The 25,856-nt window shown below is 56.8% G+C and carries 24 protein-coding genes and 1 pseudogene; 1 reads left to right on the forward strand and 24 read right to left on the reverse strand.

The window, feature by feature from the left end; translation table 11 throughout:
- The 22 genes and pseudogenes from A6070_RS08450 to kdsB all read right to left on the reverse strand — a co-directional run bounded on the left by A6070_RS08450 (window position 1) and on the right by kdsB (window position 18,307).
- On the reverse strand, window positions 1–939 hold the full coding sequence (locus tag A6070_RS08450; protein ID WP_072287894.1) for an ArsR/SmtB family transcription factor: 939 nt from the start codon (window positions 937–939) through the stop codon (window positions 1–3).
- Window positions 940–1,059: 120 nt separating this feature from the next.
- Entirely contained in the window at window positions 1,060–1,791 is a 732-nt protein-coding gene (locus tag A6070_RS16335; protein WP_072287895.1) for a hypothetical protein, read from the reverse strand.
- 240 nt (window positions 1,792–2,031) lie between these two features.
- Window positions 2,032–3,201 carry a methionine adenosyltransferase gene (gene metK / locus A6070_RS08460; protein ID WP_072287896.1) on the reverse strand — a complete coding sequence of 390 codons (1,170 nt, stop codon included), beginning with the start codon at window positions 3,199–3,201 and terminating at the stop codon, window positions 2,032–2,034.
- Window positions 3,202–3,282: 81 nt separating this feature from the next.
- The gene (ptsP, locus tag A6070_RS08465; RefSeq protein WP_201257957.1) at window positions 3,283–5,058 is read right to left on the reverse strand and encodes a phosphoenolpyruvate--protein phosphotransferase; all 1,776 of its coding nucleotides are present in this window, start codon (window positions 5,056–5,058) and stop codon (window positions 3,283–3,285) included.
- A gap of 1 nt (window position 5,059) precedes the next feature.
- The gene (locus tag A6070_RS08470) at window positions 5,060–5,326 is read right to left on the reverse strand and encodes an HPr family phosphocarrier protein (protein ID WP_072288206.1); all 267 of its coding nucleotides are present in this window, start codon (window positions 5,324–5,326) and stop codon (window positions 5,060–5,062) included.
- Window positions 5,326–6,096, reverse strand: a complete 771-nt coding sequence (locus tag A6070_RS08475) for a PTS system mannose/fructose/sorbose family transporter subunit IID (protein ID WP_072502063.1) — start codon at window positions 6,094–6,096, stop codon at window positions 5,326–5,328. The genes A6070_RS08470 and A6070_RS08475 overlap by 1 nt, the downstream gene beginning before the upstream one ends.
- A 3-nt stretch (window positions 6,097–6,099) precedes the next feature.
- Complete coding sequence (locus tag A6070_RS15575) at window positions 6,100–6,621, reverse strand: hypothetical protein (RefSeq protein WP_158515874.1); 522 nt, start codon at window positions 6,619–6,621, stop codon at window positions 6,100–6,102.
- Window positions 6,540–6,797 (reverse strand): PTS sugar transporter subunit IIC, encoded by a 258-nt coding sequence (locus tag A6070_RS16710; RefSeq protein WP_072502065.1) that lies wholly within the window; start codon window positions 6,795–6,797, stop codon window positions 6,540–6,542. Before A6070_RS16710 ends, A6070_RS15575 begins: the two co-directional genes overlap by 82 nt.
- A gap of 7 nt (window positions 6,798–6,804) precedes the next feature.
- Window positions 6,805–7,287, reverse strand: coding sequence for a PTS system mannose/fructose/N-acetylgalactosamine-transporter subunit IIB (locus A6070_RS08490; RefSeq protein WP_072287900.1), 483 nt, complete (start codon window positions 7,285–7,287; stop codon window positions 6,805–6,807).
- 167 nt (window positions 7,288–7,454) lie between these two features.
- The gene (locus A6070_RS08495) at window positions 7,455–7,856 is read right to left on the reverse strand and encodes a PTS sugar transporter subunit IIA (protein WP_072288207.1); all 402 of its coding nucleotides are present in this window, start codon (window positions 7,854–7,856) and stop codon (window positions 7,455–7,457) included.
- Between the two features lie 6 nt (window positions 7,857–7,862).
- Window positions 7,863–8,729: an RNase adapter RapZ gene (gene rapZ, locus A6070_RS08500; protein ID WP_072287901.1), complete on the reverse strand. Its 867-nt coding sequence runs from the start codon at window positions 8,727–8,729 to the stop codon at window positions 7,863–7,865.
- A 196-nt stretch (window positions 8,730–8,925) separates the two neighbouring features.
- Window positions 8,926–9,387 (reverse strand): PTS sugar transporter subunit IIA, encoded by a 462-nt coding sequence (locus A6070_RS08505; RefSeq protein WP_072287902.1) that lies wholly within the window; start codon window positions 9,385–9,387, stop codon window positions 8,926–8,928.
- Between the two features lie 84 nt (window positions 9,388–9,471).
- A complete protein-coding gene (gene hpf, locus A6070_RS08510) occupies window positions 9,472–10,017 on the reverse strand; it encodes a ribosome hibernation-promoting factor, HPF/YfiA family (protein WP_072287903.1) in 546 nt (181 codons plus the stop codon).
- A 94-nt stretch (window positions 10,018–10,111) separates the two neighbouring features.
- Complete coding sequence (gene rpoN / locus A6070_RS08515; protein WP_072287904.1) at window positions 10,112–11,569, reverse strand: RNA polymerase factor sigma-54; 1,458 nt, start codon at window positions 11,567–11,569, stop codon at window positions 10,112–10,114.
- A gap of 57 nt (window positions 11,570–11,626) precedes the next feature.
- Window positions 11,627–12,352, reverse strand: coding sequence for an LPS export ABC transporter ATP-binding protein (gene lptB / locus A6070_RS08520; protein WP_072287905.1), 726 nt, complete (start codon window positions 12,350–12,352; stop codon window positions 11,627–11,629).
- Window positions 12,342–12,839 (reverse strand): lipopolysaccharide transport periplasmic protein LptA, encoded by a 498-nt coding sequence (gene lptA, locus A6070_RS08525; RefSeq protein WP_083558834.1) that lies wholly within the window; start codon window positions 12,837–12,839, stop codon window positions 12,342–12,344. The genes lptB and lptA overlap by 11 nt, the downstream gene beginning before the upstream one ends.
- Before the next feature lies 1 nt (window position 12,840).
- On the reverse strand, window positions 12,841–13,416 hold the full coding sequence (gene lptC, locus A6070_RS08530; RefSeq protein ID WP_083558835.1) for an LPS export ABC transporter periplasmic protein LptC: 576 nt from the start codon (window positions 13,414–13,416) through the stop codon (window positions 12,841–12,843).
- 72 nt (window positions 13,417–13,488) lie between these two features.
- Window positions 13,489–14,019, reverse strand: a complete 531-nt coding sequence (locus A6070_RS08535; RefSeq protein ID WP_072287907.1) for a KdsC family phosphatase — start codon at window positions 14,017–14,019, stop codon at window positions 13,489–13,491.
- Complete coding sequence (locus A6070_RS08540; protein ID WP_072288209.1) at window positions 14,019–14,981, reverse strand: KpsF/GutQ family sugar-phosphate isomerase; 963 nt, start codon at window positions 14,979–14,981, stop codon at window positions 14,019–14,021. The genes A6070_RS08535 and A6070_RS08540 overlap by 1 nt, the downstream gene beginning before the upstream one ends.
- Window positions 14,982–14,986: 5 nt before the next feature.
- Window positions 14,987–15,820 (reverse strand): 3-deoxy-8-phosphooctulonate synthase, encoded by an 834-nt coding sequence (gene kdsA, locus A6070_RS08545; RefSeq protein ID WP_072287908.1) that lies wholly within the window; start codon window positions 15,818–15,820, stop codon window positions 14,987–14,989.
- A gap of 1 nt (window position 15,821) precedes the next feature.
- Window positions 15,822–17,425, reverse strand: a pseudogene (locus A6070_RS08550) (CTP synthase).
- A gap of 129 nt (window positions 17,426–17,554) precedes the next feature.
- Complete coding sequence (gene kdsB / locus A6070_RS08555; RefSeq protein WP_072287910.1) at window positions 17,555–18,307, reverse strand: 3-deoxy-manno-octulosonate cytidylyltransferase; 753 nt, start codon at window positions 18,305–18,307, stop codon at window positions 17,555–17,557.
- A gap of 540 nt (window positions 18,308–18,847) precedes the next feature.
- On the opposite strand from kdsB, the gene A6070_RS08565 reads away from it, so the two are divergent.
- A complete protein-coding gene (locus A6070_RS08565; protein ID WP_072287912.1) occupies window positions 18,848–21,136 on the forward strand; it encodes a TonB-dependent receptor in 2,289 nt (762 codons plus the stop codon).
- Between the two features lie 16 nt (window positions 21,137–21,152).
- Here A6070_RS08565 and A6070_RS08570 read toward each other — a convergent pair whose 3' ends face one another.
- Together A6070_RS08570 and A6070_RS08575 are read right to left on the reverse strand one after the other, a co-directional pair.
- Window positions 21,153–23,294 (reverse strand): LVIVD repeat-containing protein, encoded by a 2,142-nt coding sequence (locus tag A6070_RS08570; RefSeq protein ID WP_072287913.1) that lies wholly within the window; start codon window positions 23,292–23,294, stop codon window positions 21,153–21,155.
- Complete coding sequence (locus A6070_RS08575; RefSeq protein WP_072287914.1) at window positions 23,278–25,818, reverse strand: ATP-binding protein; 2,541 nt, start codon at window positions 25,816–25,818, stop codon at window positions 23,278–23,280. The genes A6070_RS08570 and A6070_RS08575 overlap by 17 nt, the downstream gene beginning before the upstream one ends.
- Between the last annotated feature and the right edge of the window lie 38 nt (window positions 25,819–25,856).

The following is a 25,856-nucleotide window of genomic DNA, read 5'->3' on the forward strand; positions in this document are numbered from 1 at the left end:
TTAAGTGTGTGTCTCCATACCCTGTCGTATCTTAACCGCGGAAAGCAACAGGGTGTCCTGTTCATTGACATTTCCGGACACCCGATTAAAAAAAACCGGCTCAAAACCAGCAGCAGCCAGCCATGTTTCCAGTTCCTGCCGTTCGAAACCGAGCCATTGGTCCGCCATTTGCTCTCTGACCCAATCCTGATCATGACGGCACAGGTCGGCAATACTGATGCCGCCGCCGGCCGGCAGCACCCGGGCCAGTTCGTAAAACACCTGTTGCGGGTGGGGGGCGTGGTGCAGCACCATGTTAAGCACAATCCACTGAGCCGCGCCATCCGCCACCGGCAGATGGCGCATTTCTCCCAGGCGCAACTCGACGCCGTCAAGTCCCGCATCGGCAACTCTTTGGCGGGCCAGTTCGAGCATCCGCGAAGAATGATCCACCCCGATCACCTTCGCTGCGCGGCCGCGCAGGCCGGCCAGAAGATTGCCGGTTCCGACGCCAACTTCAAGGACAACGGACACCCGGGGTATGCAAGCCAGCAGTTCCTTTTCGTAATCCGCCATCGGCAGAAGGTTGCGCACCAGATTGTCCCACTGCCGCGCATGTCTGTCGAAAAAATCCCGGCTTCTGTGCCGCCTCTTCTCCAGAGTCGCCAGCATACGCTCCTTGTCACCCGGGGCGGTTTCCTTTCGAAGCCTGGCCTCGACCACGGAACGAATGGCATGAAAAAACGGGTTATCCCCGTCCAGACGGTAGTATCCCCAGGTGCCTTGCCTTTTCACCGACAGCAACCCGACATCCGTAAGTATTTTAAGGTGATGCGAAACCCTGGATTGTCCGGTCCCGAGAATGCCGGTCAGTTCCTGAACGGTAAACTCGCCGTGAACGAGAACCGCCAGCAGACGCAAGCGGGTTGGATCGGCCAAGGCTTTGAATGTCGAAAACATATATCAAGAATCCCTGTCGGACTATATCAATATGTTTTGATATAGCGAATTTCGCACCACAAGGCAAGAAAAAAGGCGGCCCCCCGAAGGGAACCGCCCCAGGACAACCCGGATACCCCTTTACTGCAGTGGCATCACCACGGTATGCACTTTTCCCGTAGCAACTTCGCGGACCTGCAGACGCAGTTGAGCGGCTGACTCGGCCTCACCGGGGAAGAACAGAAAGCCCTGAGCGAGACTGCCTGGCTGGATAGCCTCGTTAATCAGGGATTTGTTGGCCAGATCCCTGGCTATCTGCCGGCCTGCCTCATCGTCGCCGGCACCCTGGGTGCCACCGACAACCGCTCCGCCAGCGCCGCCCACGGCCGCCCCCTTGAACAGGGCGGAACCGACGTTTTCACCGCTGAGAATGCCAATGGCGGCACCAAGCACCGCTCCCCCGGCTGCACCGAGCATGGCTCCCTTGCCGCCGCCCTTTGCAATCCGTGCATATTCCGAACTCTGTTCGATACGCATATAGGCGGTGCGGCTGTCGAGCAGATTCCACAGGCTGCCAGTGCTATCGATCAGGAAAGATTGCTCGGGAACCACGGTCAATGCCTGTTCACCCTGATTGTCGAAAACCACCTGGACCGGCAGCAGCCCGGCACTGCGGATGTCGAAGCCGAACGCGCTGATTGCCTCGGATTTATCGACAAACGCCCTGGATGCCAGTTGCGCTCCGGAAACCACTTGCATATTTGCGTAGCTTGATGGAGCCCGGAACGGCACTTCCTGACTGCGATAGGCCGAGCACCCCGCCTGCAGTACCGCCAACAGCGCCAGAGATAACATCGAACCGGTAATTTTCATGATCGTCCACCTTTCCGTTAGCAGATGCGTGTCTGGTTCCGTTCCGTCAAACGATTGCATTCTTGCAGAACTGAGCACTTTTCATTTATCCGCACGATCTGAATTAAACCTATATTAGCACATAAATCAGGTCATGGTCGTCACCTGGGCTCGGCAAACCGACAACAGCAATGCAGACAGCACCGCAAACCGTCCAATACAAAAAAGCGAACCGCAAGGCTCGCTTTTTTGTCGGAAGGATCAGAACCCGGCGCGTTCACGCAGGGAATCGACCCGGTCGATGCGCTCCCAGGTGAAATCCGGCAATTCCCGCCCGAAGTGTCCATAGGCAGCGGTTTTGTGATAAATGGGGCGCAGCAGGTCGAGACTGCGAATGATGGCGGCCGGGCGCATGTCGAACTCTTCGCGCACGATGCGGGCAATATCGTTGGACGGCAGCACACCGGTACCGAAGGTGTTGACCATGATGGAAACAGGTTCGGCCACGCCAATGGCGTAGGCAATCTGAACTTCACACTTGCGTGCCAGTTTTGCGGCCACGACATTTTTGGCAATGTAGCGCGCCATATAGGAGGCGCTGCGATCGACCTTGGAGGGATCCTTGCCGGAAAAGGCCCCGCCGCCATGGGATCCCTGACCACCATAGGTATCGACGATGATTTTCCGGCCCGTCAAACCGCAGTCGCCCTGCGGACCGCCGACGACGAACCGGCCTGTCGGGTTGACGTAAAACTTGGTGTTCTCATCGAGCATCTCAACCGGAATGACTTTTTTGATAACTTCTTCGATCAGTGCCTCGCGCAACGTCTCGTAAGACACATCCGGTTCATGCTGGGAAGAGACCACCACCGCATCGACTCTTACCGGCTTGTCGTTGATATACTGAACCGACACCTGGGATTTGCTGTCCGGACGCAAAAAAGTCAGCATTCCGCTCTTGCGAACATCGGCCATGCGTTGTGTCAATTGATGGGCATAGGTAATGGGCATCGGCATCAGCACGGACGTTTCGTCGCAGGCATAACCGAACATCAGCCCCTGGTCGCCGGCCCCCTGCTCCTTGTAGAGCCCCTGCCCTTCGGTAACGCCCTGGGAAATATCCGGGGACTGGCGATCGATGGACGTCAGCACCGCGCAGGTTTCCCAGTCGAAACCCATGGCGGAATCGTTGTAGCCGATGTCCCGGATAACGTCACGGACCACATTGGGATAGTTGACGACAGCGTTGGTGGTAATTTCTCCGGCGACAATGGCCATCCCCGTGGTAACCATCGTTTCACAGGCGACACGGCTGTGCGGATCCTGAGCGAGGATGGCATCAAGAATCGCGTCGGATACCTGGTCGGCCACCTTGTCGGGGTGCCCTTCGCTTACGGATTCGGAGGTAAAAAGAAAATCGGTCATAGGCATGAGAAAGCCCTCCTGGTAAGTATTTTGAAGAATGCTGAATCTTAAGTAGCGACGTGGGACCTGTCAAGCTTTTACGCTGTATCATTCGCCGCCAACTGCGGTCGGGTGGCTGAAAAGCGAGGGGAACCGTTTGTTCATTTCTCCTGCGAGACGACGGGCTGCCTCGGGAGCCGACCCCAGTTCGAACAGTTCTTCGACAAGCCTCTCGGCCTCGGGTCGGTGAACCTGACGTATGATCCGCTTGACCTGGGAGATATAGGGGGCATTCATGGACCATTCATCAAAACCGAGACCGAGCAAAACCAGCGCATAGAGGGGGTCGCCGGCCATTTCGCCACAGATACCGACCATGACGCCTGCCTGTTTTGCCGCATCACAGATCATCCGCAGAGTCCGCAAAATGGCTGGATGCAGGGGTTCGAAAAGATAGGCCACATGTTCGTTGCCGCGATCCACGGCCAGACAGTACTGAATCAGATCGTTGGTTCCCACGGAAAGAAAATCGACTTCACGAGCCAGCAATTCGGTGACCAGGGCCGCTGCGGGGGTCTCGATCATGATGCCGATCTCGATGTCAGGGTCGAAAGCATGCCCTTCCGCGACCAACTCCTGCCTGATTTCCTGAAGCAGGCACTTGCAGCTTTTTATCTCCGCCACGCCGGTAATCATGGGGAACAGGATGCGCGCATTGCCAAACGCGGAAGCCCTGAGGATGGCCCGCAACTGGACCTTGAACAGATTCTTTTCTTTCAGGGAAAAGCGGATCGCGCGCAACCCCATGGCCGGATTCGCTTCGTCGGAAAGATCGATGCCGGAAACCAGTTTGTCGCCTCCGACATCCAGGGTGCGAATGGTCACCGGGTGCGGGGCCATGCTTTCGATGATCTGTCGGTAAGCGCTCAGTTGTTCTTCTTCGGATGGCACATGATTGCGCTTCATGTAAAGAAATTCGGTACGGAACAACCCCACACCCTGCGCCCCTTCGCGCAGGGCAATCGGCACCTCCTCCGCAATTTCGATATTGCTGCGCAGCACCACTCGGTGACCGTCCAGGGTAACGGCTTCAAGTCCCCGGAAATAAGTCAGTTCCTCGGCCTGGTATTCATAAAACCGCTTCTTTTCAAGGTACTCACGGAAGGTGTCATGGGAGGGGTTGAGCACCACCGTTCCGGTGCTGCCGTCAATAATGACAGGCATGCCCTCCCGCACGCGGGAAGTGACATTTTCGAGTCCGACCACCGCGGGGATTCCAAGGGAACGGGCGAGAATCGTCGTATGGGAGGTTCTGCCCCCCAGGTCCGTGACAAAACCGATAATCCGCGCCTTGTCCATCTGCATCGTGTCGGTGGGCGAAATATCGTGGGCCACGATAACGGATTTACGCTCGATGTCGGCCAGGGATTGCTGAGAAACGCCTACCAGATTGCGAAGAACGCGCTCCCCCACCGAATCGATGTCGGAGCGGCGTTCCCGGAGGTATTCGTCGTCAATGGTATCGAAAACGGCGCGAAACTTCCCAAGAACCCTCAGCAGGGCGCCCTCGGCATTGATCCGGTTCCTGCGGATAACAGCGATGGTTTCATCGACCAGCATGGGATCCTTCAGGATCATCAGGTGCGTGTCGATGATATGCAGATGCTCGGCAATATGGGGATCGGCAACACGATTTTTGACGTCCTCCAGTTCTTGCCGGGAACGCTGCAGAGCTTTTTCGAACAATCGGATTTCAGCATCGAGTTCGCCGGGTTCGACCGCCCTCTCAACAGCCGACATGCGCCTGCGATCCACCACATAGGCGGAGCCGATGGCGATGCCCGGTGAAGCGCCGATGCCTACAAGAAAAACGTCCTGCATCATCTCACTGCTCCCCAAACCCATCCTGGATCAATTGCCCGAGGGATTCCATGGCCTGGCAGGCATCCGGGCCGGAGGTCGTAACCTCGATATGCGTCCCCTGGGCCGCCGCAAGCATCAATATCCCCATAATACTTTTACCGCTGACTTCCTCACCATCCTTGGAGACCGTGACCTCGGCCTCGAACCTGGCGGCTGTCTTCACGAACAGGGCCGCCGCCCTGGCATGCAATCCCAGCTTATTGACAATAATAAAAGACTGTTTTTCCATCAAAATCCCACACTGGCGCATACATGTGATCCAATCCAGACCAACAACACCACACCGGTCAGCATCGCAAGCGAGGATAATCCGCGCCGGACCAGCCACCCGACCATAACCATAACAGGTACCACAAGCCAGCCCCAGTGGCCGGGTTGCCGGACAGATTCCAGTCCAGAAAAGGTTATCCAGGCCGACACCCCTCCCAGAACCATGACCAGAATGGCGCGCAAACGGTAAGCAAGATCCGACAGACCCCATCGATGCAGCTTGTCGACAATTCTGTAACCTCTCCGGTATCCCTGCCAGAAACCGTAAATCCGCAAACCGCAGGATGGCGCATTGTACAAAAGCAAAAAAACCGCGACACTCCACCAGAAACCGGCAAGTGCCAACCCGACGGCAATGCTGGCCGCCAAAGGCCGCAGTGTTCCCCAGAAAAAACTGTCTCCCATGGCGGCGCAGGGGCCAGCCAGAACGGACTTGAACTCCGCCACCTCCATCTCGGGTGCCTGTCCCTGGCTTATCCGTTCTTCGAGGTGCAGACTGGCGCCAAGTACCGGCAAAGCTAACACCGGATGGGTATTGAAATAATCAAGATGACGCCGGCAAACCCGCTGCAGGTCCGCACCTTGATAAAGGACGCGCAAGCCGGGAAACAGGGCGAAAAGAAACCCCAGGTTCTGCATGCGCCCGAAATTCCAACTGGCTTGCAAAAACCAGCCGCGCAACGCAACCCGCCAGAGGATCCATCCGGTAATCTTCCGCGACAGGGCCATGGCTTATCCCGAAACCAGCAGCAGACTGTAAACGACCATAAAGCTCAAAACGTAAAAGCACGCGGATTTGCGGAAGTTCACGGTGCCGAGACAAGCCGCGATGCCGGCCAGCGGCACGGCCATGCGTAACCACGGGGAGATGTCTGTCGGCCCGGAGGCAAGAACAGGTGTAAAAACCCTGATCCCTACAAAACCGCCAAGAAGAACCACCCCCAATGTCAAAAGCGATGCCATTCCGAAATGCAGCGCGCCCTGAAGATGCAGCCAGTTCACCACCCCATAGCGCTGCTCATCGAGAGCCTGCTGGGCACGCATCCACAGACATTCATTCCGACGCCGGGCAAGACGATCAAAAAAACCGCCGATCCTGCCGAAGGGCAATGCTGCCAGCAAGCAGAGGATGGAAAACGCCGTTGCGGGGACCGGCGGTCCCGGATACTGGGTTATGGCAAGAAAGGTACAGCCGATGGCGACCTGGGTATCGTCGGGGGGATCGAGGCGCCAACAGGGATCCGTCCCAACCACAACAATTCGAGAAAAGCGCCGATTTCCAATCCGATGGCCGCATTACCAAGCAGCCATCCAGCCAGTGGCGCCGCCACGATTGGCCGGGAAATCATCAGCTGCAATACCGCAGTCCGATCCAGGCCGGCAAGCAGGGAAACGGCGGCAGCTGTGCAGAGGGAAGATCCGATTGTCATACCTGCCTTATTTCAGCTTGATTGCGTTGCGCCAGCTTCGTTTGCGGTCCGAGGGAACGCACTGCAAGTCGATCTTTACGCCGCAGGATTCGAGCTCGGAAAGGTTTGCAATATCTTCGGGATCCAGGGTAACGGTGCATCCCAACTGAAACGCACCTTCGGGCCGATGAAGATTGCCGAGATTGAGTTTCGAAAAATGCAGGCCCAGCCGATAGGCCCGCAGGGCATCTGCCGGGCTGGCGAAAAGAACCAGGACCCGCAGTGTCTCGTTATCCCGGGACGCGACAAATTTTGCCGATTCTTCGACAGATTCGATCAATACCTGGATGCCGCGCGGCACGGAAGCGGTCATGAGTCGCTTGCGGATATCTTCGGCGGCCACTTCGTTATTGGCGACAACGATGCAATTGGCACGAGTGTCGGGTATCCAGGCTTCAAGAACCTGACCGTGGATCAGTCGATTGTCGATACGTGCCAGTACCAAGCTCATAAACAAACCATCCGCCAAGGCTATCTGGTTTTCATCCGGAAACGACCCTTTTCCACCGTGGCGGCGTCCATCCGCAGGCTTGCTTGCGCGGCGTACCGATGTACGCCTTCGCGCAACCCCTTGATTTCCTGGCCGCAACGAAAAAAGGCTCGTTTCCCACATGGATACTATCTGGCAAGAATATCGCTTGCCAGTAAAATACTCTGCTGCCCGCAGTCCCTCAAGAGCACCGCAAGTTCCCCCAGGGAACGACCAGGACGCTCCTGGGAAGCTCTGAGAAGCATGGGGAGGTTCACGCCACTGAGCACATCGACAACCCCCTGCTCGAGAAACGAAAAACCGATGTTGGAAGGCGTTCCGCCGAACATATCCGTTAACACCAGCACCCCGTCACCATCCCGTCCCGCCTCTTCGATGGCCCGCTGAAAACGTTTGCGAATCTCGTCGGGGCCTTCACCGCGCCCGATATGCACCACCGCGACACGGGACAAGGGTCCGAGAATCATTTCAGCCGTCCTGACAAGTTCACCCGCCAGGCCGCTATGTGTCGCCAGGACCAGACCTACCACGGTCACCTACTCCTTCGCCACATCGCGGTGCACCCCTTCAACGACGAGATTATCGCCGTGGATGGCATGCCGCAGATACTCTGCAATGGCAACGCTGCGATGCCGCCCTCCGGTGCATCCGATAGAGATGGTCAGGTAACTTTTACCTTCCCGACGGTAACAGGGCAAAAGATAATCGAGAAGGTGCCTGAAACGACCCAGAAATTCCTGGCATGCATCCTGTTCCAGAACAAAATTCCGGACGCCTGGAGAAAGCCCCGTATAGGGGCGCAGATCAGGTACGAAATGAGGGTTGGGCAAAAAACGCACGTCCATGACAAGATCGGAGCCGGGAGGAATGCCATAACGGAAACCGAAGGACTGCACAAGAACTGCCAGCGGAATCCCCTTCTGATCGCCGGCCACCATCTGCACAACCTTGGCACGCAGTTGATGGGGGGTCAACCAGGATGTATCGATAATTTCCGTGGCAAGATCCATGATGCCGGACAACAGCGCCCGCTCCTGACGGATCGACTCGGCGATTCCCTGTTTCCGGGACAGGGGATGGCGCCGCCGGGTTTCTGAATAGCGCCGGATAAGCACTTCCTCGCAGGAATCAAAAAAGAAGATGTCGACCAGATGCCCGGCGGAACGTATCTCATCGAGGGTTTGCCGGTAACCCTCGAGATAGGGTTTGTTGCGCACATCGACGACCACTGCCACATTGGAGTTTCCCGGCCCCGAACAGACATGCAATTTCAGAAATTCAGGCAGCAACACCAACGGGAGATTGTCGACAACGAAAAAACCTTCATCTTCCAGGGAGCGGGCCGCTGTGGTTTTTCCGGATCCCGACAGCCCCGTAATGATAATCAACCGAGCACGTTTCATGCGACTCCAGAGAAAGATCAGCGATGCCGTTCCAGTGCCGAAAAATCAGACCCGGACTCAACTGCACAAAAACACTCCCGGTCGTTCGGGACGGATACCGCGGCCACCGGGACACCCTTCGGAACAGATACTCACGCTGCAGGCGGCAACTGTTTTAACCCGGAGCGACACAGCAGACGTGCCACTCCGGGGCCGGTTAAAGCCGTTCTTCCTCTTCCCCGATGATGCGATACAGCTCCGCTTCGGAGTCGGCACTCAGCAAACGCTGGCGCACCGCGGAACTTTTGAGCAGTTTGGAGATGCGCGCCAAAGTTTTCAGGTGCATCCCGACAGATTCTTCAGGCGCCAGCAGAAGAAAAAAAAGCTGCGCAGGCTTGCCATCCAGGGAGTCGAATTCAACGCCTTTGCCGCTACGGCCAAAAGACAGCACCAACTGGTCAATGGTCCGGAGCTTGCCGTGAGGAATGGCTACCCCATCGCCAATGCCGGTACTCCCGAGCCTTTCCCGCTCCTGCAACACCCTGACCACATCACCATGGTCCAGACTCTTCTCGACCTGGACCACGGCTTTGGCCAGTTCCTCAAGCACGGCATCCTTGTCCACCGCACTCAGATCAGCGACTATGGCGGCGGGATTAAGCAGATCGACGATTTTCATAATACAACCGGTGGACAGGTTTCTGGCAGCAAAAGTATTGCCGGGCCCGTCTTCTCCTCCTCCTGATGGCAACAAAACACGCCGTTACTTGCGGGGAACGATAAGCCCGTAATTACCGTCCTTGCGACGATACACAACGCTGATTTCTTCTGTTGAAGCATCCGAAAAAACCAGGAATGTCTTGTTCAAAAGATCCATCTGCATTACGGCCTCTTCTACGGATAGGGGCTTGACGGAAAAACTCTGGCTGCGAATGACGATGGGCTCCGCGGCGCCCGTGTCGATACTTTCAGCGGCAAAAACCGTCTTTTCCACCTGACGAGCCCGCTCATTGGCAGGCTTGTGATTCTTGATTTTTTCCTTGTAGCGCTTCAACTGGCGCTCGATCTTGTCCACCATGCCGTCGATGGCGGCGTACATGTCGTTGGTCTCGTCGGAACCCTTGATGGTGATGCCCTTGGCAACCAGGGTCACCTCGGCACAATGCCGGATCTTTTTTTCCACCGACAGCACAGCCTGGGCGTCGATCGGCTCATCGATGTACTTCTTTACCCGCACAAGTTTTTCTTCGAGATACATTCTGAGCGCATCACTTGCATCCATGTGTCTAAATGTTACGGCAATCTGCATGCTTGTAAACCTCCTAAAAACGGGTTATGTAGAGTGTCGAGGCTTTTCGCTTACAGGTCTTGTTACCAATTATACCCAAAGTTTCGGGTACCGCTCAAAATAGCCTCTTGCGCTCGGTAGACGACCGGATATTAAGCATTTCTCGATACTTTGTTACCGTACGACGGGCGATATCGATCCCCTCCTGCCGGAGAATATCGACAATTTTCTGATCCGAATACGGTTTTTTGGGATTTTCTTCAGAAATAATGTCCTTGATCTTACTCTTTACACTTTCGGATGCAATTGAATCACCTACCGTCGTATTTATACCGCTGTTGAAAAAATACTTCAACTCAAACAGGCCTCGCGGAGTCTGTACATATTTGTTGGTCGTCACGCGGCTGACCGTCGATTCGTGCATCTCGATATCTTCGGCAACATCACGCAAAACCAGAGGCTTGAGATATTCAATCCCCTTTTCAAAAAAATCCCGCTGGAACTTGACGATGCTTTTGGTCACTCTGAAAATGGTGCGTTGCCTTTGATGAATGCTTTTGATCAGCCAGAGAGCGCCGCGTAATTTTTCCTGGATGTATTCACCCGCAGCCTCGTCCACCTTGTGACCACCGGACAAGGCGTTGCGATAGAAAGAATTGATGCGCAGATTGGGTAATCCTTCGTCATTGAGCACCACGATGTACTCTTCGCCCACCTTATGCACGAATATATCGGGGGTGATATACTGAATCTCTTCCTGGCTGTACGCCCGACCGGGCCGCGGATCCAGCCCTGAAATAAGACGGGCAGCCCCCAGAATGTCGTCCAGCGGCACATTCAACGTCCTCGCAATCGCCTGATATCTGCGATTTTCCAGCTCAGCGATATGGTCGCGCAGTATGATGCCGACCAGAGTGTCTCCCATGCCCAGAACTTCGGCCTGCTTGAGAAGGCAATCGCGCAAATTGCTGGCACCTACCCCTGCGGGATCGAATTCACGGACCACATGCAGCGCCCGCTCAGCAACCGTCGGATCGACACCTGTAGCCTTCGAGATTTCTTCGAGCGAGGCCTTGAAGTAACCTTCTTCGTCGATATTGCCGATGACCTCGGCGGCGGCAAGGCGTACATCCTGGGGAATGCGGCTGAGGTTCAACTGCCAGAGAAGGTGATCGGCGAGGGAGGTTTTTTTGGTCAGAAGACTTTCGAAGCTGGGGCGATCTTCATCGGCTTCGTAGGTATCGGCGGTCGCGCCGCTGGAGTGGTAGCCATCAAGGTAGTTCTGCCAGTCCGCCTGATTGAACTCCTCCATGCTGCCCTGCAGTTCCTTGACCTCCTCGGAGCCGGCGGATGTCTCGGGAACTTCTGAAATTTCCGCGGTCTCGGCGGCAAGCTCCTTGTCTTCGGCCTGATCCCCGCCTTCTTCAAGAACCGGGTTTTCCTCCAGTTCCTGCCGGACGACCGCCTCAAGCTCAATCCGTGAAAGCTGCAGCAGTTTGATGGCCTGCTGCAACTGAGGGGTCATAACAAGCTGTTGACTCAATTTTAGCTGCTGCCGAATTTCTAATGCCATGTTTCCCCAATCTTTGACAACAAGATCCCCTAAAACAACGCGCCTTTTCCGCTGCGGTTACAGGCGGAAATTCTCCCCAAGATAAGCGGCTCGGACCTCCGGACAACTGGCGATCTGTTCCGGGTTGCCGCAGGCCAGAATCCGCCCGTCACTGAGAATATATGCCTTGTCACAAACACCAAGCGTTTCACGGACGTTGTGGTCGGAAACGAGAATTCCGATCCCTTTGTCACGCAACCGGCGCACAATGTTCTGAATGTCGTGCACGGCGAGCGGGTCGATACCGGCGAACGGCTCGTCCAGAAGAATAAACCCCGGATCGATAGCGAGGGCGCGGGCTATTTCAAGTCTTCTGCGTTCCCCCCCGGACAGAGCGTAACCCGGCGAACGCGCTACATGCTGCAGCCGAAATTCCTCGATCAGGTCGTGGGCGCGAGCCCTCTGCCGACCGGTTGCGCTGGCGACATTTTCAAGAATGGCCAGAAGGTTTTCCTCGACACTCAATTTCCGGAAAACCGAAGCTTCCTGCGGCAGGTAGGAAATCCCCGCCCGGGCCCGCAGATACATGGGCATGCCGGTAAGGTCCTGAGCGTCGAGAAGCACCTTCCCCTGGTCCGGTCGCACAAGCCCTACCACCATGTAGAAGGATGTGGTCTTCCCGGCGCCATTCGGACCCAGCAGACCGACAACCTCACCGGACCGAATGGTCAGATCGACCCCGCATACGACCTGTCGTCCGCGGTAGCTTTTGCACAGGCCGCAGGCTTCCAGTTTACGGCTCAACGCTTTTCTCCCTGGGCGTCAATATCGCCCTGACCCGCGAGCCGGCCTGACTTTTGACAACGCTGCGATCTTCGTTCAGGTAAAAGATGATTTCGTCCCCTTCCACCGAGTTGACGCCCTGCTGAACCCTGGGAGACCGGGTCAGAACCACAACGCCCTTGCCCACCTCGTAAATCCCACGTCCGGCGGTGGCAACCCGTCCATCTTTCTCGATGCGCACCTTCCCGAGGGCTTCAATCTGGGAAACATCGTTGCTCTTTCCCTCGTAGCGTACAATGAGCTTGTCGGCGTGCATGGTCAACGCGCCCTGCACCGCAACCACATTACCCACAAAAACGACCTGTTTCAAGCCACCGTCGGCTTCCAGGGAGCTGGACGTAACCTGCAACGGCATGCCTTTCCCTGCAGCGCCGATGGGCTCGGAGCAGACCGGCAACGCCAGGACCAGCCCCACAATAACCGCAACCAGAGAAATCCTAGAAACCATCTCAGAACCCCGTTCCTTGAGTGTTCAGCGTTGCCCGGACCTCGGAAAACAATTTCAGGGAGCGATCCTTGAGGCCATACCGCATGCCCCGCGCGTCAAGCTGCAGGTTATTATCTTCGAGCCGCACAGGTTTGTCGGTGGATACCTGATCGGTCGCCGATTGATAGCGCAGTTCTTCACTGCTAAGCGTGTAGCCCTCGACCGCCTTGACGACCACGTCTCCCTTGGCCACAATGTCGCCGGAATTCTGGGTCCACAGGCCTTCGCGGGCAGTAAGAACCATCTGCAGTCGCCCTTCCCGGTCGAAGAACTCCACCCGCATATCCTGCACGGCGCTCTGGCCCTGCCCCGCATCGTAGGCAGCCGACCGGGCCGCCAGACTCCAGCGCCGAATCCCCTGACTTGTTTCAGTGTATTGAACGTCCTGAAGGGAAAGATCCGTGCCGGACGGAAGCGCGTCGACGACAGACTCCGGAGGCGTTTCCCGGCGATGGCTGTAAATACGAAAACCCAGCGCCAGACACAGCGCCAGAATCGCAATAAGCAATAAATTTCGAATAGTTACCCTTCTAATCATAAGTCGCGCCAGTATATCACCATCGCCTGAAACTGTAAAGCTGGTTCCATAAAAAGTTGGCACGGGTTTTGATCAGGAGACCGGTTCGCCGCCATAATAACGCTCGGTGACACGATGCCAGACTCCGGCCTGTTTCATTAGAAATTCACAGACTTCCCGCACCGCGCCCCGTCCCCCCGGACACGCCGCGACATAATCCACCCTCTCCCTGACTTCGGCAACCGCATCCGCCACCGTGGCGGAGAATCCGACCCGCAACAGGACAGGCAAATCGACAAGATCGTCTCCCATGTAAGCGATTTCGTCTTCCCGAAAACCCCGTTCGCGCAGAATCTGCTCAAAAGGCTCCAGCTTGTTTTTCGCCCCCTGGTAGACAATTTCGATACCCAGCTCCTCGGCGCGCCGCTGCACAATGGAGGAGCAACGGCCGGTTATGATGCCGACCTGGATGCCGGCGCGCTGCAACAGCTTCAGACCGTGCCCGTCCTTGACATCGAAACTCTTGCTTTCGCCACCCTGAGCGTCGTAGGTAATGCGGCCATCGGTCATGACCCCGTCAACGTCGAGCAGCAGCAAACGGATGTTTTTCCCCGGTGCATGCATTAGACAACTCCCGCCTTCAGCAGATCATGCAGATGAATGATGCCGACCGGCACGGTACTGTCTTCCCGGTCGAAAACAAACAGGGAGGTGATGGAAAACTCCTCCATCTTCTGAACGGCTTTGGCCGCCAGATTGGACCGCAGAATTCGCTTCGGATACGCCGTCATCACTTCACTCAGGGGCAGATCAAGGACATCGCAACCCCTGGCCATGGTGCGCCGCAGGTCGCCATCGGTAAAGACACCGACCAGATTGCCGGCATCGTCGAGAACGCCGGTGATGCCCAGTTTCTTGCTGGTGATTTCGAACAAGGCCTCCTTCAGCAGGGTACCTGTGGTCGCCAGCGGAACCTCGTCGCCGGTATGCATCAGATCCTCGACTTTAAGCAGCAGCTTTTTCCCCAGAGTGCCGCCAGGATGGAACAGGGCGAAGTCTTCCTCCCGAAAACCGCGTTTTTCCAGCAACGCCACGGCTAGGGCGTCGCCCATGGCCAGGGTGACGGTGGTGCTGGCGGTCGGGGCCAGGCCGAGAGGGCACGCTTCCTCGCGCACCGAGATATTGAGCAGCACATCGGCGGCCCGGGAAAGAGCACTGCCCGGCTGCCCCGTCATGGCAATAAGCGGCAATCCCATGCGCTTGATGACCGGAAGGATGCGTACGATTTCTTCGGTGTTGCCGGAATTGGAAACGGCGATGACCACATCCCCTTTCATGAGCATGCCGAGGTCGCCATGGATTCCCTCGGCCGGATGCAGGAAAAACGCCGGAGTCCCGGTGGAAGCCATGGTAGCGGCGATTTTCTGGCAGATAAGCCCGGATTTGCCCATGCCTGTAATGACGACGCGCCCGCGGCAAGCGAGAATCATGTCCACGGCAGCGACAAAACGCCCGTCCAGCCGCCGGCAAAGCGCCATGATGGCCTCGGCCTCGATTTCAAGAACCCGTTTTGCGGTATCCAGCATGTTGTTCACGGTGAAACACGTCCTTTGACAATGGCATCTATAGCCAGGATTTCCCTGAGAATGGCTTTTATCTGCGCAAGGGGCAGCGAATTGGCCCCGTCACACAAAGCCTTCTCGGGCTGCGGATGCACTTCCCAGAAAAGGCCGTCTATCCCCATCGCGACGGCGGCCCGGGATAGAGCCGCCACAAACTGCCGCTGCCCGCCCGACGACGTGCCGCTGCCGCCCGGCAGCTGCACGGCATGGGTGGCGTCGAAGACTACCGGGCACCCTGTTTCGCGCATGATCGCCAGCGCGCGCATGTCCACCACCAGGTTATTGTAGCCAAAGGTGGTACCGCGCTCTGTCAGCAGAATGCGCTCATTGCCGGTGGACACAACCTTTGCCACGGCATTGGCCATGTCCCAAGGGGCGAGAAACTGACCCTTTTTGATATTGACGACCTTGCCGCTGTTGCCGGCGGCCAGCAGCAAATCGGTCTGTCGGCACAGAAAAGCCGGAATCTGTAGAATATCCAGAACCCGGGCAGCCGCTTCAACCTGAGCGACATCATGCACATCGGACAGGATCGGCAATCCGGTCTGCCGCCGAACGGTATCGAGAATGGCCAGCCCCTTCTCCATTCCCGGACCGCGAAACGAGGTGACCGAAGTGCGATTCGCCTTGTCGAAGGATGCCTTGAACACAACGCCGATGCCGAGTTCCCGTTTGACCTCCAGCAGTTGCCGGGCAATGGCGAGAGTTAGCTCCTCGTCCTCCATGACACAGGGACCGGCAATCAGTGCCAGGGGCGAGCCGGCGCCGAAACGGACATCACCTATCTGGAGAAGATTCGTCATTTCAGCCCTCTGTGCGTTGCTTCAGGCAGGCGCCGACGAAAGACTCGAACAAAGGATGTGGCTCCATGGGACGGGACCGGAACTCGGGGTGAAACTGGCAGCCCAGGAACCAGGGATGCTCCTGCAGTTCCACAACTTCCACGAGATCGGCATCACGGAAAATGCCGGAGATGACCAGTCCGCCTTTTTCCAGGCGTTCACGGTAGGCGTTATTGAACTCGTAACGGTGCCGATGCCGTTCCTGCACATCGCCGGTTCCAAAGATGCGGCGAGCGAGGGTTCCTTCCGCCAACTGGCAGGGATAGGCCCCGAGACGCATGGTGCCCCCTTCCGCGTGATCTTTTTCTGATGTTCCATGATGTGAATTACAGGGTTCGCGGCATCTTCCTTGAATTCGGAGGAAAAACAGTCTTCGATACCGCAGACATTGCGGGCGAATTCAACCACCGCCATCTGCATGCCGAGACAGATGCCGAAAAAAGGCACCTTGTTTTCCCTGGCATAACGAATGGCGGCAATCTTGCCTTCGCTGCCCCTGTGACCGAAGCCGCCGGGCACCAGAATGCCGTCAACATTCCTGAATGTATCGCCGATGCCGTGACGTTCCAGAGCTTCGGAGTCGACATAGATCAGGTTAACCCGGCAGTTGTTGGCAATCCCGCCATGGGTAAGCGCTTCGGACAACGACTTGTAGCTCTCGGTCAGCTCGACATACTTGCCGACAATCGCGATGGTGGTTTCGGATTCGGGCTCATGGAAACGCTTCACGATGCGCTCCCAGGCCGTCAGGTCGGGGGCTTTGGTCCAGATATTCAGGTAATCGATGATGCGCTCGTCGAGCCCCTCCTCATGATACGTGATGGGGACCTCGTAAATACACTTGACGTCACGCGCCGTGATGACCGCCTCTTCGTTGACATTGCAGAACAGCGCTATCTTGGCCTTCATGTCTCTCGGAATTTCCCGGTCGCAGCGGCACAACAGGATATCGGGCTGGATGCCGATTTCCCGCAACTCCTTGACACTGTGCTGGGTCGGCTTGGTCTTGAGTTCGCCGGCGGTCGGGATATAGGGAACCAGGGTCAGGTGAACGTAGAGGACATTTTCGCGGCCGCGCTCGACGCGGAACTGGCGAATCGCCTCCAGAAAAGGCAGGGATTCGATATCGCCGACCGTACCGCCAACCTCGACAATGGCGACATCGACATCCCGGGAGTTGGCCAGAATCTTGGCCTTGATCTCATTGGTGATATGGGGAATCACCTGCACGGTTCCGCCAAGATAATCGCCCCGCCGTTCCTTGCGGATGACGGAATCATAAACCTGGCCGGTGGTGAAATTGGATTTCTGGCTCAAACGGGCGGATGTATAACGCTCGTAATGACCCAGGTCGAGGTCGGTCTCGGCACCGTCGTCGGTCACGAAAACCTCACCATGCTGAAAAGGGCTCATGGTTCCCGGATCGACATTGATGTAGGGGTCCATTTTCTGCATGGAAACCCGCAGCCCCCGCGCCTCCATCAAGGCACCAATGGAAGCGGCCGCCAGCCCTTTGCCAAGAGACGAAACCACGCCGCCGGTAATAAACAGAAACTTGGTCTTCATAAGAAATTCCTCCGTCCGGGCACTGCAGCGCACCGCCCTCAAGGACCAAAACGAAAAATCGGATTCTACACGGAAAACATGGAGATTTAAAGCATCAAAATCCCCGCGGCCTCTGCCACCGGCCGGGTATCAATGCTCCAGCAGATATTGTTCGACACGAGCCAGGTCTTCCGGCGTGTCGACTCCCAGACTCACCAGCTCGGTTTCCACCACGCGGATGGGATGCCCGTGCTCCAGAGCCCGGAGCTGTTCGAGCTTTTCCAGGTTTTCCAGAGGCGTGGCCGGCAAACGTGCAAACTCCAGCAAAAAATCCCTGCGATAAACATACAGGCCAACATGGCGGAACAATACCACAGATGCCGGCAAGCTGCCGGAATTCTGAATTTCAATATCCCTGGGGCAGGGAATCGGCGCGCGGGAGAAGTAAAGGGCAAACCCCTGTCCATCCGTTACGACCTTGACGACATTGGGATCCATGTATTCCTGCCAGGTTGACAGCGGGGTCTTCAGGGTTCCCATGGGAATATTCGGGTTTTCCACCAAAGGAGCGACGACGGCATCGATCATACGCGGATCGATAAGAGGTTCATCCCCTTGAACATTGACAACCAATTGGGCATCGAGTCCTTCGGCGACTTCGGCCAAACGGTCAGTGCCAGTGGCGTGATCCGCCCGGGTCATCCGGACTTCGCCGCCGAAACGCCGCACTTCCTCGGCAATGCGGCAATCGTCCGTGGCAACCACCACGCGGTCAATGCAACGGGCCTGGGCAGCACGTTCATAGACCCGCTGGATCATGGTTTTTCCGAGAATCACCGCCAGCGGTTTGCCGGGAAACCGCGACGATGCAAAACGTGCGGGAATTACCGCAATGATGGACATGGCGTTTATCATCCTTTGTTGCGCTCATAAAAACCATCTGCACAGCCAGACAAAATGGCGTCCTGAACAAACACCGCAACACCCCGAATCTGGTTCCTGGCGACGCCATCGTCCTTTTCAGGGCATAAATTCGCCCGTAGGGTAAGAAAACGCGGCGGGCTTGTCAAGAACGGCGCATAACCTCAGGCAGAAAATCGAAGTATCATCGTGCAGCATACGGGAAACGGCCTTGGCGGCAGCGCCAAGGCTTTATACCCCCCTTTCATTAATAAATTGTAAATATTTGTTTTTTAAAGAATTTCTCTATTACACGAGACTCTCTTATGATAAAAAATCGAGGCTGTCTTTTTTTCACACTTCCCATGAGAGAACATGAAACCATCGCCCTGGCCGCATTTGCAAAAAACCCGCTGCGCACGAACAGCATGCTCCCGGCAGCCCTGTCAAAGGGCATTCTTTGCGCCAGGTCGCCCTTTCTTTTTCAGGCGGCTGCCGCTGTTGGTCGTTTTTTGCGCAACGCTGACAGGGTGTCCCGTCGCCATGGCTTTCGAAACCACGCCATGCGGCCAGCAGGATGATGAGCCCCTGGGCAATGTCAGCACCGTCCTTCCGCCGATCATGGTAAAAGCAGCGTATGAACCCTTGAGCACCGCCTCCCGAACCATCGAGCGAAAAATCATCGAAGGCATCCCCGCCGGCAACGGCAGCATCAGCGATATGCTGACCTTTCTGCCGGATATACAGTACGGCGAGGCCGCCAATCTTTCTTCGCATGGGGGAGAAATCCTGCCGGCGGCCGTTTCCATCAGCGGTGGAAAAGCTTTCGAAAACAATTTCATCATCGACGGTCTGGGCAACAACAGTCTGCTCGACCCTGATGCCGACAACCCCCTTGAGCACAACAATGTGCCAGGTCACGCCCAGGAAATCTTTCTCGACGCGTCCCTGGTCGAAGATATAACCGTCTACGATCACAACGTTCCCGCCAGTTTTGGAGATTTCAAAGGCGGGGTTGTTCATGCCAGAACCATCGATCCCGCCGCCGATTTCGGAGGCAGCCTGTTTTACCGCACCACCCGGGATGCCTGGACCTCATTCCATATTGCAGCATCCGAGCGTGAAAAATTCGAAAATTCCGCAGACCATTCCCGGCAGCCTGAATTCAAGAAACACCAGGCGGGCTTCGATGTGCATGCCCCTTTCTCGCCGCGCCTGCGCATGCTGGCCGCCTACCGGCTGTTTCTTTCCAGCATCCCGCTTCAGTATTTTGGCGAAACCCGCAAACAGCAGCGCCGCAACGAAACCTTTCTGCTGAAACTTTCCGGAACACCGGCCGCCAGTTCCGCCTCGACCTTTGATCTTTCGTGGCTTTACAGCCCTTATAAAGGCAGATATTTTCAAAAGGATTTTCGGAACAGCGACATGACCATCCTGGGTGGCGCCTATCAGATCAATGCGGAGCTACGCACCGGGCTGCCCTTCGCCGACCTGCATCTGCAGGCGGGCTACAAGGAGAGTGAAAATTCCCGGCAAGCTCCGGACCATATGCGCCAGACCCAGAACCCGGACAACAGCTGGGACAGGGAAGGCTTTCCCGGAGATATCGAAAAAACACAGCAGACCCTGCAGTGCAAAGCCGACCTTGAACTTGACCCTTTGCGCAGTGGAGCGTTCAGCCACAAAATCAACCTCGGGGCCGATTTTCAGAATATCGAAGGCACCTCCCGACGGGACGAGACCAGCTATCTTTACACCTTTTTTAGCAATGGCACCAACAGGCGAAACGTTTACGAGCAATACGCCGCCGAAGCCCGTTTACAGCAGTACAGCCTCTACCTGGAAGATATCCTTCGCTACAAGCGGCTGGAACTGCGGCCGGGGTTGCGCCTGTCTTATGACGATTTCATGGAAAACCTCAATCTGGCGCCGCGTTTTGCCGTCACCCTCGATCTCCTTGGCAACCGCCAGACCATCCTTACGGGCGGCATCAACCGTTACTATGCCAACACCCTTTTGGCCTACAGGCTTCTGGAAAGCATGCCGGGAAGCTACATCGAACAAGGTTCCGACACAACCGGCTGGACCCTTTGGAAGACGGGCTCCACTGACTACGATTTTGCGTCACTGAGGACACCCTGCGCGGATGAATATGTCATTGGCCTGGAGCAGCGACTGCTGGGCGGCAGAGCCACTCTCACCTACGTGAAACGCAACGGCAGGGACGAATTCGCCAGGACCATGAGCGACCGACAGGCCGACGGCAAATTCCATTACAGTCTGAACAACAACGGCCGCAGCCGCCATGAAAGTTATCGTTTAAGCTGGGAACGTCAATGGCCCGAACATTTTATCAGCATCAACGCAACCTATCAGAAAACGACATCCGCCAACGAATCCTATAACGACCTGCTCGATGACGAGGACCTCGATGAGGAAATCTGGTACCACGGCCGGGCCATTGCAAAAAGCGCCCTGCCCCGCAAGGACTTCAACCGCCCCTGGGTTATCAGTTTGCTGCACATCGGGAAACTTCCCTGCAACTTCAGTGTCAGCAGCCTGCTGAAATACCGCAGCGGATATCAGACACTGCAGGCATCGGGAGAACTACACGAGGATCTTGGCATTCCCGTTTACGAGAAGACCCGCCTCGGCGGGGGGATCACCGCTGACTGCAAAATCGACTGGACTACCCGGCTGTGGGCCGGGCACAAGGTCATGTTGAGCCTGGAAATCCTGAACCTGCTGAACAAGAAAAATCCCGTGGGCGAGCCCCGGGATGGCTACGAGATGGGGCGCCAGTTCTGGTTGGGCGCTCAGTATTTCTTCTGATTTACGGCTTCGAAGCTCAATCAACCACAAGGGCATCGGGCAGAACCAGATTTTTACGACCATCGCTGAGACACAGCGCGTAAGTTCCGGCCTTCAGCCCTTCAGGCACGGACAATTCGACACGATCCGTGCCGGTACGGGTCGTTTGCGAAATCCGGAAGGGCAAAGGTACCGCTATCACCCCGCCGAGGTTGGTTGCTGCAATCAACTCCTCCCCAACCACCGCCATGCCCTTGGTCTTGATGCTGAAGCCGAGCAAGCCCAGCGTCTGTGGTGCATCCGGATTGCGGCAGTCGACCACCTGCAGGCCACCCCGTGTATCCGCCACATAGACTTGTTGTCCCGACACCGCGAGAGACATGGCATTGCCCGCAGTGCTGAGGCTGCCGACCAGTCGTGGCTGTTCCGGGTTGTCGAGATTGTAGATCTGCAAACCCGCCAGGCCGTTGGCGACAAACAGCCGTTGTCCGTCAACAACCAGTGAGGTGGCACAGGCAAACGGCAGCAGATAGTCCGGAAGCGCAACCTTGCCGACCATGACCGGGCGCTCGGGGTGGCGCACATCGACAATAAAGATCCCCATGGAGCCACAGGCAAGATAGGCGTAATCGTTGCTGACGGCAATATCCAGGAATGGATGAGTCACCGGCATGGCTGCCAATGGCCGCATTTTTTCGCCCGGCTTCGCATCAACGACATGCAAGGTGCCGTTCAAATCGGCAACAAAAAGTTTGTGCTGCCGGCAAACCAGCCGTTTCAGTTTGCCCGGCAGGAGCAGAGAGTCATCGATACGGTGTTTCTTATCGCGGAGAGTTATCGCGTGAATGCCCTTCGCACCATCGGCGACAAATACCCGTTGGTCGTCCGCCGCGACATCGATGGCCAGACCCGGCGTATCGACAGTCTCCACCAGACGCAAACCGTCGCGATGATTTTCCAGCACCTGCAAGCCGGACCGGCCTCCGGCAACATAGATCCAACCCCGCTTGGCCAAAAGCCCCTGAGCCACGCCCGGCAGGGTCAAAACGCGGGGCCTGGCCAGATGTGAAACGCAGTCCCGTGATAAGACCTGCAATCCGCGCTTGGCGTCGGCCACCAGAACATGCCTTCCCACGGCTGCAACATCCCAGGAAGCACCGGGCGTATCGATCGCCCCCATAAAATGCAGACCCCCGTCGGCATCCGGCTGAAAAACATGCATCCCTCCCAAATCCGCCGCCACCCACAGCACCCCGTCGATCCATTCAAGGCTGCGGGCGCTTCCGAGCAACGGAGTCGACCCAAGGTGTCTCGGACGTTGAGGTTGTGCTACCGAGATGACCTGGATGCCCCCGGATTTATCGGCCACATAGGCCCGGTTGTCCAGCACCGCTATAGCGGTGGCTTGCCCCGGGGTGTCAACGACGGATACTTTTTCAAGGCCATCGTTCGGCAAGCACCGAAGCACCTGAAAACCCGCCTCACCATCGGCCACGTAAAGATAGCGACCTGCCTTCCAGAGCCCCGACGCAACGCCGGGAGTATCCAGCGTGGTCAGGATACGCGGCTGATCCCGCAGATCGACAACATGCACCCCGGCGGGACCGTCGGCAACATAGGCCCGGTCCCCCTCCACGATAATGTCCAGGACCGTGCCCGGGGTATCCAGGGATGCCAGCAATCGTGGGTTTTCCGGGTGTTCCACGTCCACGACATGCACCCCATCCTTGTAGGCCGCGACATAAACCCGTGCATCCTGAACCGCCAATTTCCACGGCCATCCCGACAGCTTGAGAGCTCCGACCATTTTGGGTCGGGTGACATCCGCCAGATCGACGACCTGCAGACCACGGATGGTATCACCGAGAAAACCGAGATGACCTCGAGCCGCGACCGCTTTGGCGATCCCCCAACTCGGCATCTTCCCTACAATCGCGAAGTGGTTACCGATATCCAGATTGAGAAAAGCCTTCAAGTCCTGAGAAAACCCCTGACCGCATAGCGTGATCAACGAACCGTCCGCCGTTTTTCTGTTCCTGCTTTGCAGGGAAGTAACCACGATCTCTTCAGGCAGCGGCACGGGTTTAAAAATGCTGAAGAGCAGAAAGCCGACCAATGCCAGGTAGGCCAGGGCACAACCGCCGGACACAAGAAAAAGTCGATTAATTCCGGGGCGCATGATTTATCCAATCATCGGGAGCAAGCAAAGACGCATCGTTTCTTTCAGGGCTGCCGGGCACCCACTTCCGGATCAGCCGGAACAAATGCTCGTGTTTGAACGGCTTTGCCAGATAGTCGTCCATACCGCACTGGCGGCATTGGTCATCGATTTCGCCTCGGGAGTGAGCCGTCAGAGCGATGATGGGAGCCTTGATGCCGGCATGACGCAATTGCGCCGCGGCCTGGTAACCATCCATGATTGGCATCTGGCAATCCATCAGTATCAAGTCAAAAATCTGCTCCATGGCTTCAGCAACCGCCTGTTCGCCATTTTCCGCGGCAACCACTTGGCAACCACGACTCTGCAGGCTGATGGTAATCATGCGGCGGGTGGTGGGATTGTCTTCAGCCAGCAAGACGCGCGGCCTCTGGACGAACTTCTGCCCGTTTTCCGCCAGTCCTGAAACCGTCGCTGCCGTCTCCGGTTCGCATGCAACAACATCTACCGGCAACCCCGCAACCATTCTGTGCAATTGTGACGGACATACGGGCTTTACCAGCACCTCCCACAGGGAACCGCTGCCCCCTTCGGGGCAGAGAAGACCACGCGGGGTCATCACCACCCGACGGCAGTTTTTTGGGCAGTTTTTTTCGAAGTGATCATGCAGTACAGGGTTGTCCCGCAGCAAACAGGCATCCGTCAGCACCAGCCGCAGGTTGGCCCCGCGACATGAGTCCGCAATCATTTCATCGCTCAAAGGAGCATTGAGGGAGAGGGTCTCCACAGCGAGATGCATGGCGTCGAGTTGTTCCACCAGCATATCGCGAAGCCCCGTATGAGCCACGGCCACCAGCGCTTTTGCCGCAGCCTGTCCCGGTGGCGGAACTGTCCCCGGCCAGCACCTGTCTTCGTGCTTTTGCAAAGGGATGCAGCAGGTAAACACCGACCCGTCCCCCCTGGCGCTTTCAAGGTGAATATGTCCCCCCATGTGCTCAATCAGTTGTTTGACAATCGCCAGGCCGAGCCCGGTTCCGCCAAAATGCCTGGTGGTCGAACTGTCCGCCTGCGAAAAAGATTCGAAAATCCTTTGCTGGGCCTCGGGCTCGATGCCGATGCCGGTATCCCTTACCTCCAGGTAAATGCAAGCCCCGGAGTCATCCTCTTCCCTGCAGCCAAAGCGGACCGTCACGTCTCCCCGTTCGGTAAACTTGACGGCATTGCCGACCAGATTGAACACAATTTGCCGCAGGCGGGCTGGATCGCCGAGCAGGGAAACGGGGGTGCCGGGATCAATGCGGCATATCAGCTCCAGGTTTTTGTCATGGGCGGCCTTGGCCAGCAGCGCCACCGGTTCTTCGACAACTGCCAGCAGATTGAAAGGAACCGTCTCCAGCACCAGTCGCCCGGCTTCAATCTTGGAAAAGTCAAGAATATCGTTGAGAATGTTCAACAGGGATTCGCCGGAGCCCTGTATCATATGCGCCAGCTCTCGTTGCTGGCCATCCAGTCCGGTCTTCAGAAGAAGCTCGGACACGCCGATAACACCGATCATAGGTGTGCGGATTTCATGGCTCATATTGGCCAGAAACCTTGATTTGGCCTGATTGGCAGCCTCGGCCGCTTGCCGCGCCCTGGCGAGTTGTTCGACCGTTTGATGTAGTTCATCGTTGGTCTCACGCAACTCCCGGGTCTGTTTCAGAACCTGCTCTTCCAGATGGTAACGGTACTCTTCCAGCTGTTTGTCGCGGCTTTCGAGCTGTTCAAGCATCCGGTTGAATCCCTGGAACAGAACGCCAACCTCGTCGTTGGCAGGATTGACCACCCGCACGGAGAAATCCTGGCTGCCCGATACCACGCGCATCTTGTTCGCAAGATGCAGGATCGGGCGGGACACCAGACTCTGCAGATACCTTGCGACAAAATAGCCCGTAAGGCATGACAGGGCAAGCACCGCCAGGACGCTCAGGGCATACGATCTCAGCCACAGATAAAACTCACCGAGGCCGGACTGCAGATAGACCATGCCGATGGTGCGGCCCATATGCCGCACCGGAACAACAACCGCCAGGGAGCGGGGAGAAAAAGAATGAACTCTTTGATCCGTCTCGACCGTCCGGGCGAGCAGTTCGAAGGTGGAAGGGTCCATCCCGGCGCTCCATTGTCCGGGTGCGCCGTGGTTCTTCTGGGGGCGCAGATAATGGGTTACGACCTGATAGCGCAGGGTAAAGATGTAGGCGCGGTTGATATGCGGCTGTTGCAGCAGCGAGGACATCACCTGGTCGCCGACCTGTTTGTTTCTGAGGGTCAGAACAATGGTGCTATTGGCGGCCAGAACCTCGGCCAGCGCGTAATTATGTTCTACCATGTTACGTCGGAACGAGACGATTTCCACCGCCATGAATGCGCTGGCGGACAACACCAGTACCACGGCGCAGGTCAGCATCATAAGGCCCGTCAGTTTCTTTTTGAGCGTGGCGTGACGGAATCCGAACATCTGCTCCCAACCCTGTTTCCATACGAAAACGGTGCTTTTGCCGCGCATGACCACCGATCTCAAAACACGGTGGCGCCCCTCTGACA

It is taken from the genome of Syntrophotalea acetylenica, assembly GCF_001888165.1.
In the GTDB taxonomy this organism is placed as follows: Bacteria; Desulfobacterota; Desulfuromonadia; order Desulfuromonadales; family Syntrophotaleaceae; genus Syntrophotalea; species Syntrophotalea acetylenica.

Bases quoted from the DNA above. Each gene is read 5' to 3' on its own strand.
- metK (WP_072287896.1), bottom strand. From the start codon at position 3,201: ATGCCTATGACCGATTTTCTTTTTACCTCCGAATCCGTAAGCGAAGGG.
- A6070_RS08570 (WP_072287913.1), bottom strand. From the start codon at position 23,294: ATGCGCCCCGGAATTAATCGACTTTTTCTTGTGTCCGGCGGTTGTGCC.
- A6070_RS16335 (WP_072287895.1), bottom strand. From the start codon at position 1,791: ATGAAAATTACCGGTTCGATGTTATCTCTGGCGCTGTTGGCGGTACTG.
- A6070_RS08475 (WP_072502063.1), bottom strand. From the start codon at position 6,096: ATGGCCCTGTCGCGGAAGATTACCGGATGGATCCTCTGGCGGGTTGCG.
- A6070_RS08490 (WP_072287900.1), bottom strand. From the start codon at position 7,287: ATGAGCTTGGTACTGGCACGTATCGACAATCGACTGATCCACGGTCAG.
- ptsP (WP_201257957.1), bottom strand. From the start codon at position 5,058: ATGATGCAGGACGTTTTTCTTGTAGGCATCGGCGCTTCACCGGGCATC.
- rpoN (WP_072287904.1), bottom strand. From the start codon at position 11,569: ATGGCATTAGAAATTCGGCAGCAGCTAAAATTGAGTCAACAGCTTGTT.
- A6070_RS08450 (WP_072287894.1), bottom strand. From the start codon at position 939: ATGTTTTCGACATTCAAAGCCTTGGCCGATCCAACCCGCTTGCGTCTG.
- A6070_RS08540 (WP_072288209.1), bottom strand. From the start codon at position 14,981: ATGCTGGATACCGCAAAACGGGTTCTTGAAATCGAGGCCGAGGCCATC.
- A6070_RS08535 (WP_072287907.1), bottom strand. From the start codon at position 14,019: ATGCATGCACCGGGGAAAAACATCCGTTTGCTGCTGCTCGACGTTGAC.
- kdsA (WP_072287908.1), bottom strand. From the start codon at position 15,820: ATGACGAATCTTCTCCAGATAGGTGATGTCCGTTTCGGCGCCGGCTCG.
- kdsB (WP_072287910.1), bottom strand. From the start codon at position 18,307: ATGTCCATCATTGCGGTAATTCCCGCACGTTTTGCATCGTCGCGGTTT.
- lptA (WP_083558834.1), bottom strand. From the start codon at position 12,839: ATGGTTTCTAGGATTTCTCTGGTTGCGGTTATTGTGGGGCTGGTCCTG.
- A6070_RS08470 (WP_072288206.1), bottom strand. From the start codon at position 5,326: ATGGAAAAACAGTCTTTTATTATTGTCAATAAGCTGGGATTGCATGCC.
- lptC (WP_083558835.1), bottom strand. From the start codon at position 13,416: ATGATTAGAAGGGTAACTATTCGAAATTTATTGCTTATTGCGATTCTG.
- A6070_RS08505 (WP_072287902.1), bottom strand. From the start codon at position 9,387: ATGAAAATCGTCGATCTGCTTAATCCCGCCGCCATAGTCGCTGATCTG.
- A6070_RS08565 (WP_072287912.1), top strand. From the start codon at position 18,848: ATGGCTTTCGAAACCACGCCATGCGGCCAGCAGGATGATGAGCCCCTG.
- hpf (WP_072287903.1), bottom strand. From the start codon at position 10,017: ATGCAGATTGCCGTAACATTTAGACACATGGATGCAAGTGATGCGCTC.
- rapZ (WP_072287901.1), bottom strand. From the start codon at position 8,729: ATGAAACGTGCTCGGTTGATTATCATTACGGGGCTGTCGGGATCCGGA.
- A6070_RS08575 (WP_072287914.1), bottom strand. From the start codon at position 25,818: ATGCGCGGCAAAAGCACCGTTTTCGTATGGAAACAGGGTTGGGAGCAG.
- A6070_RS16710 (WP_072502065.1), bottom strand. From the start codon at position 6,797: ATGACAATCGGATCTTCCCTCTGCACAGCTGCCGCCGTTTCCCTGCTT.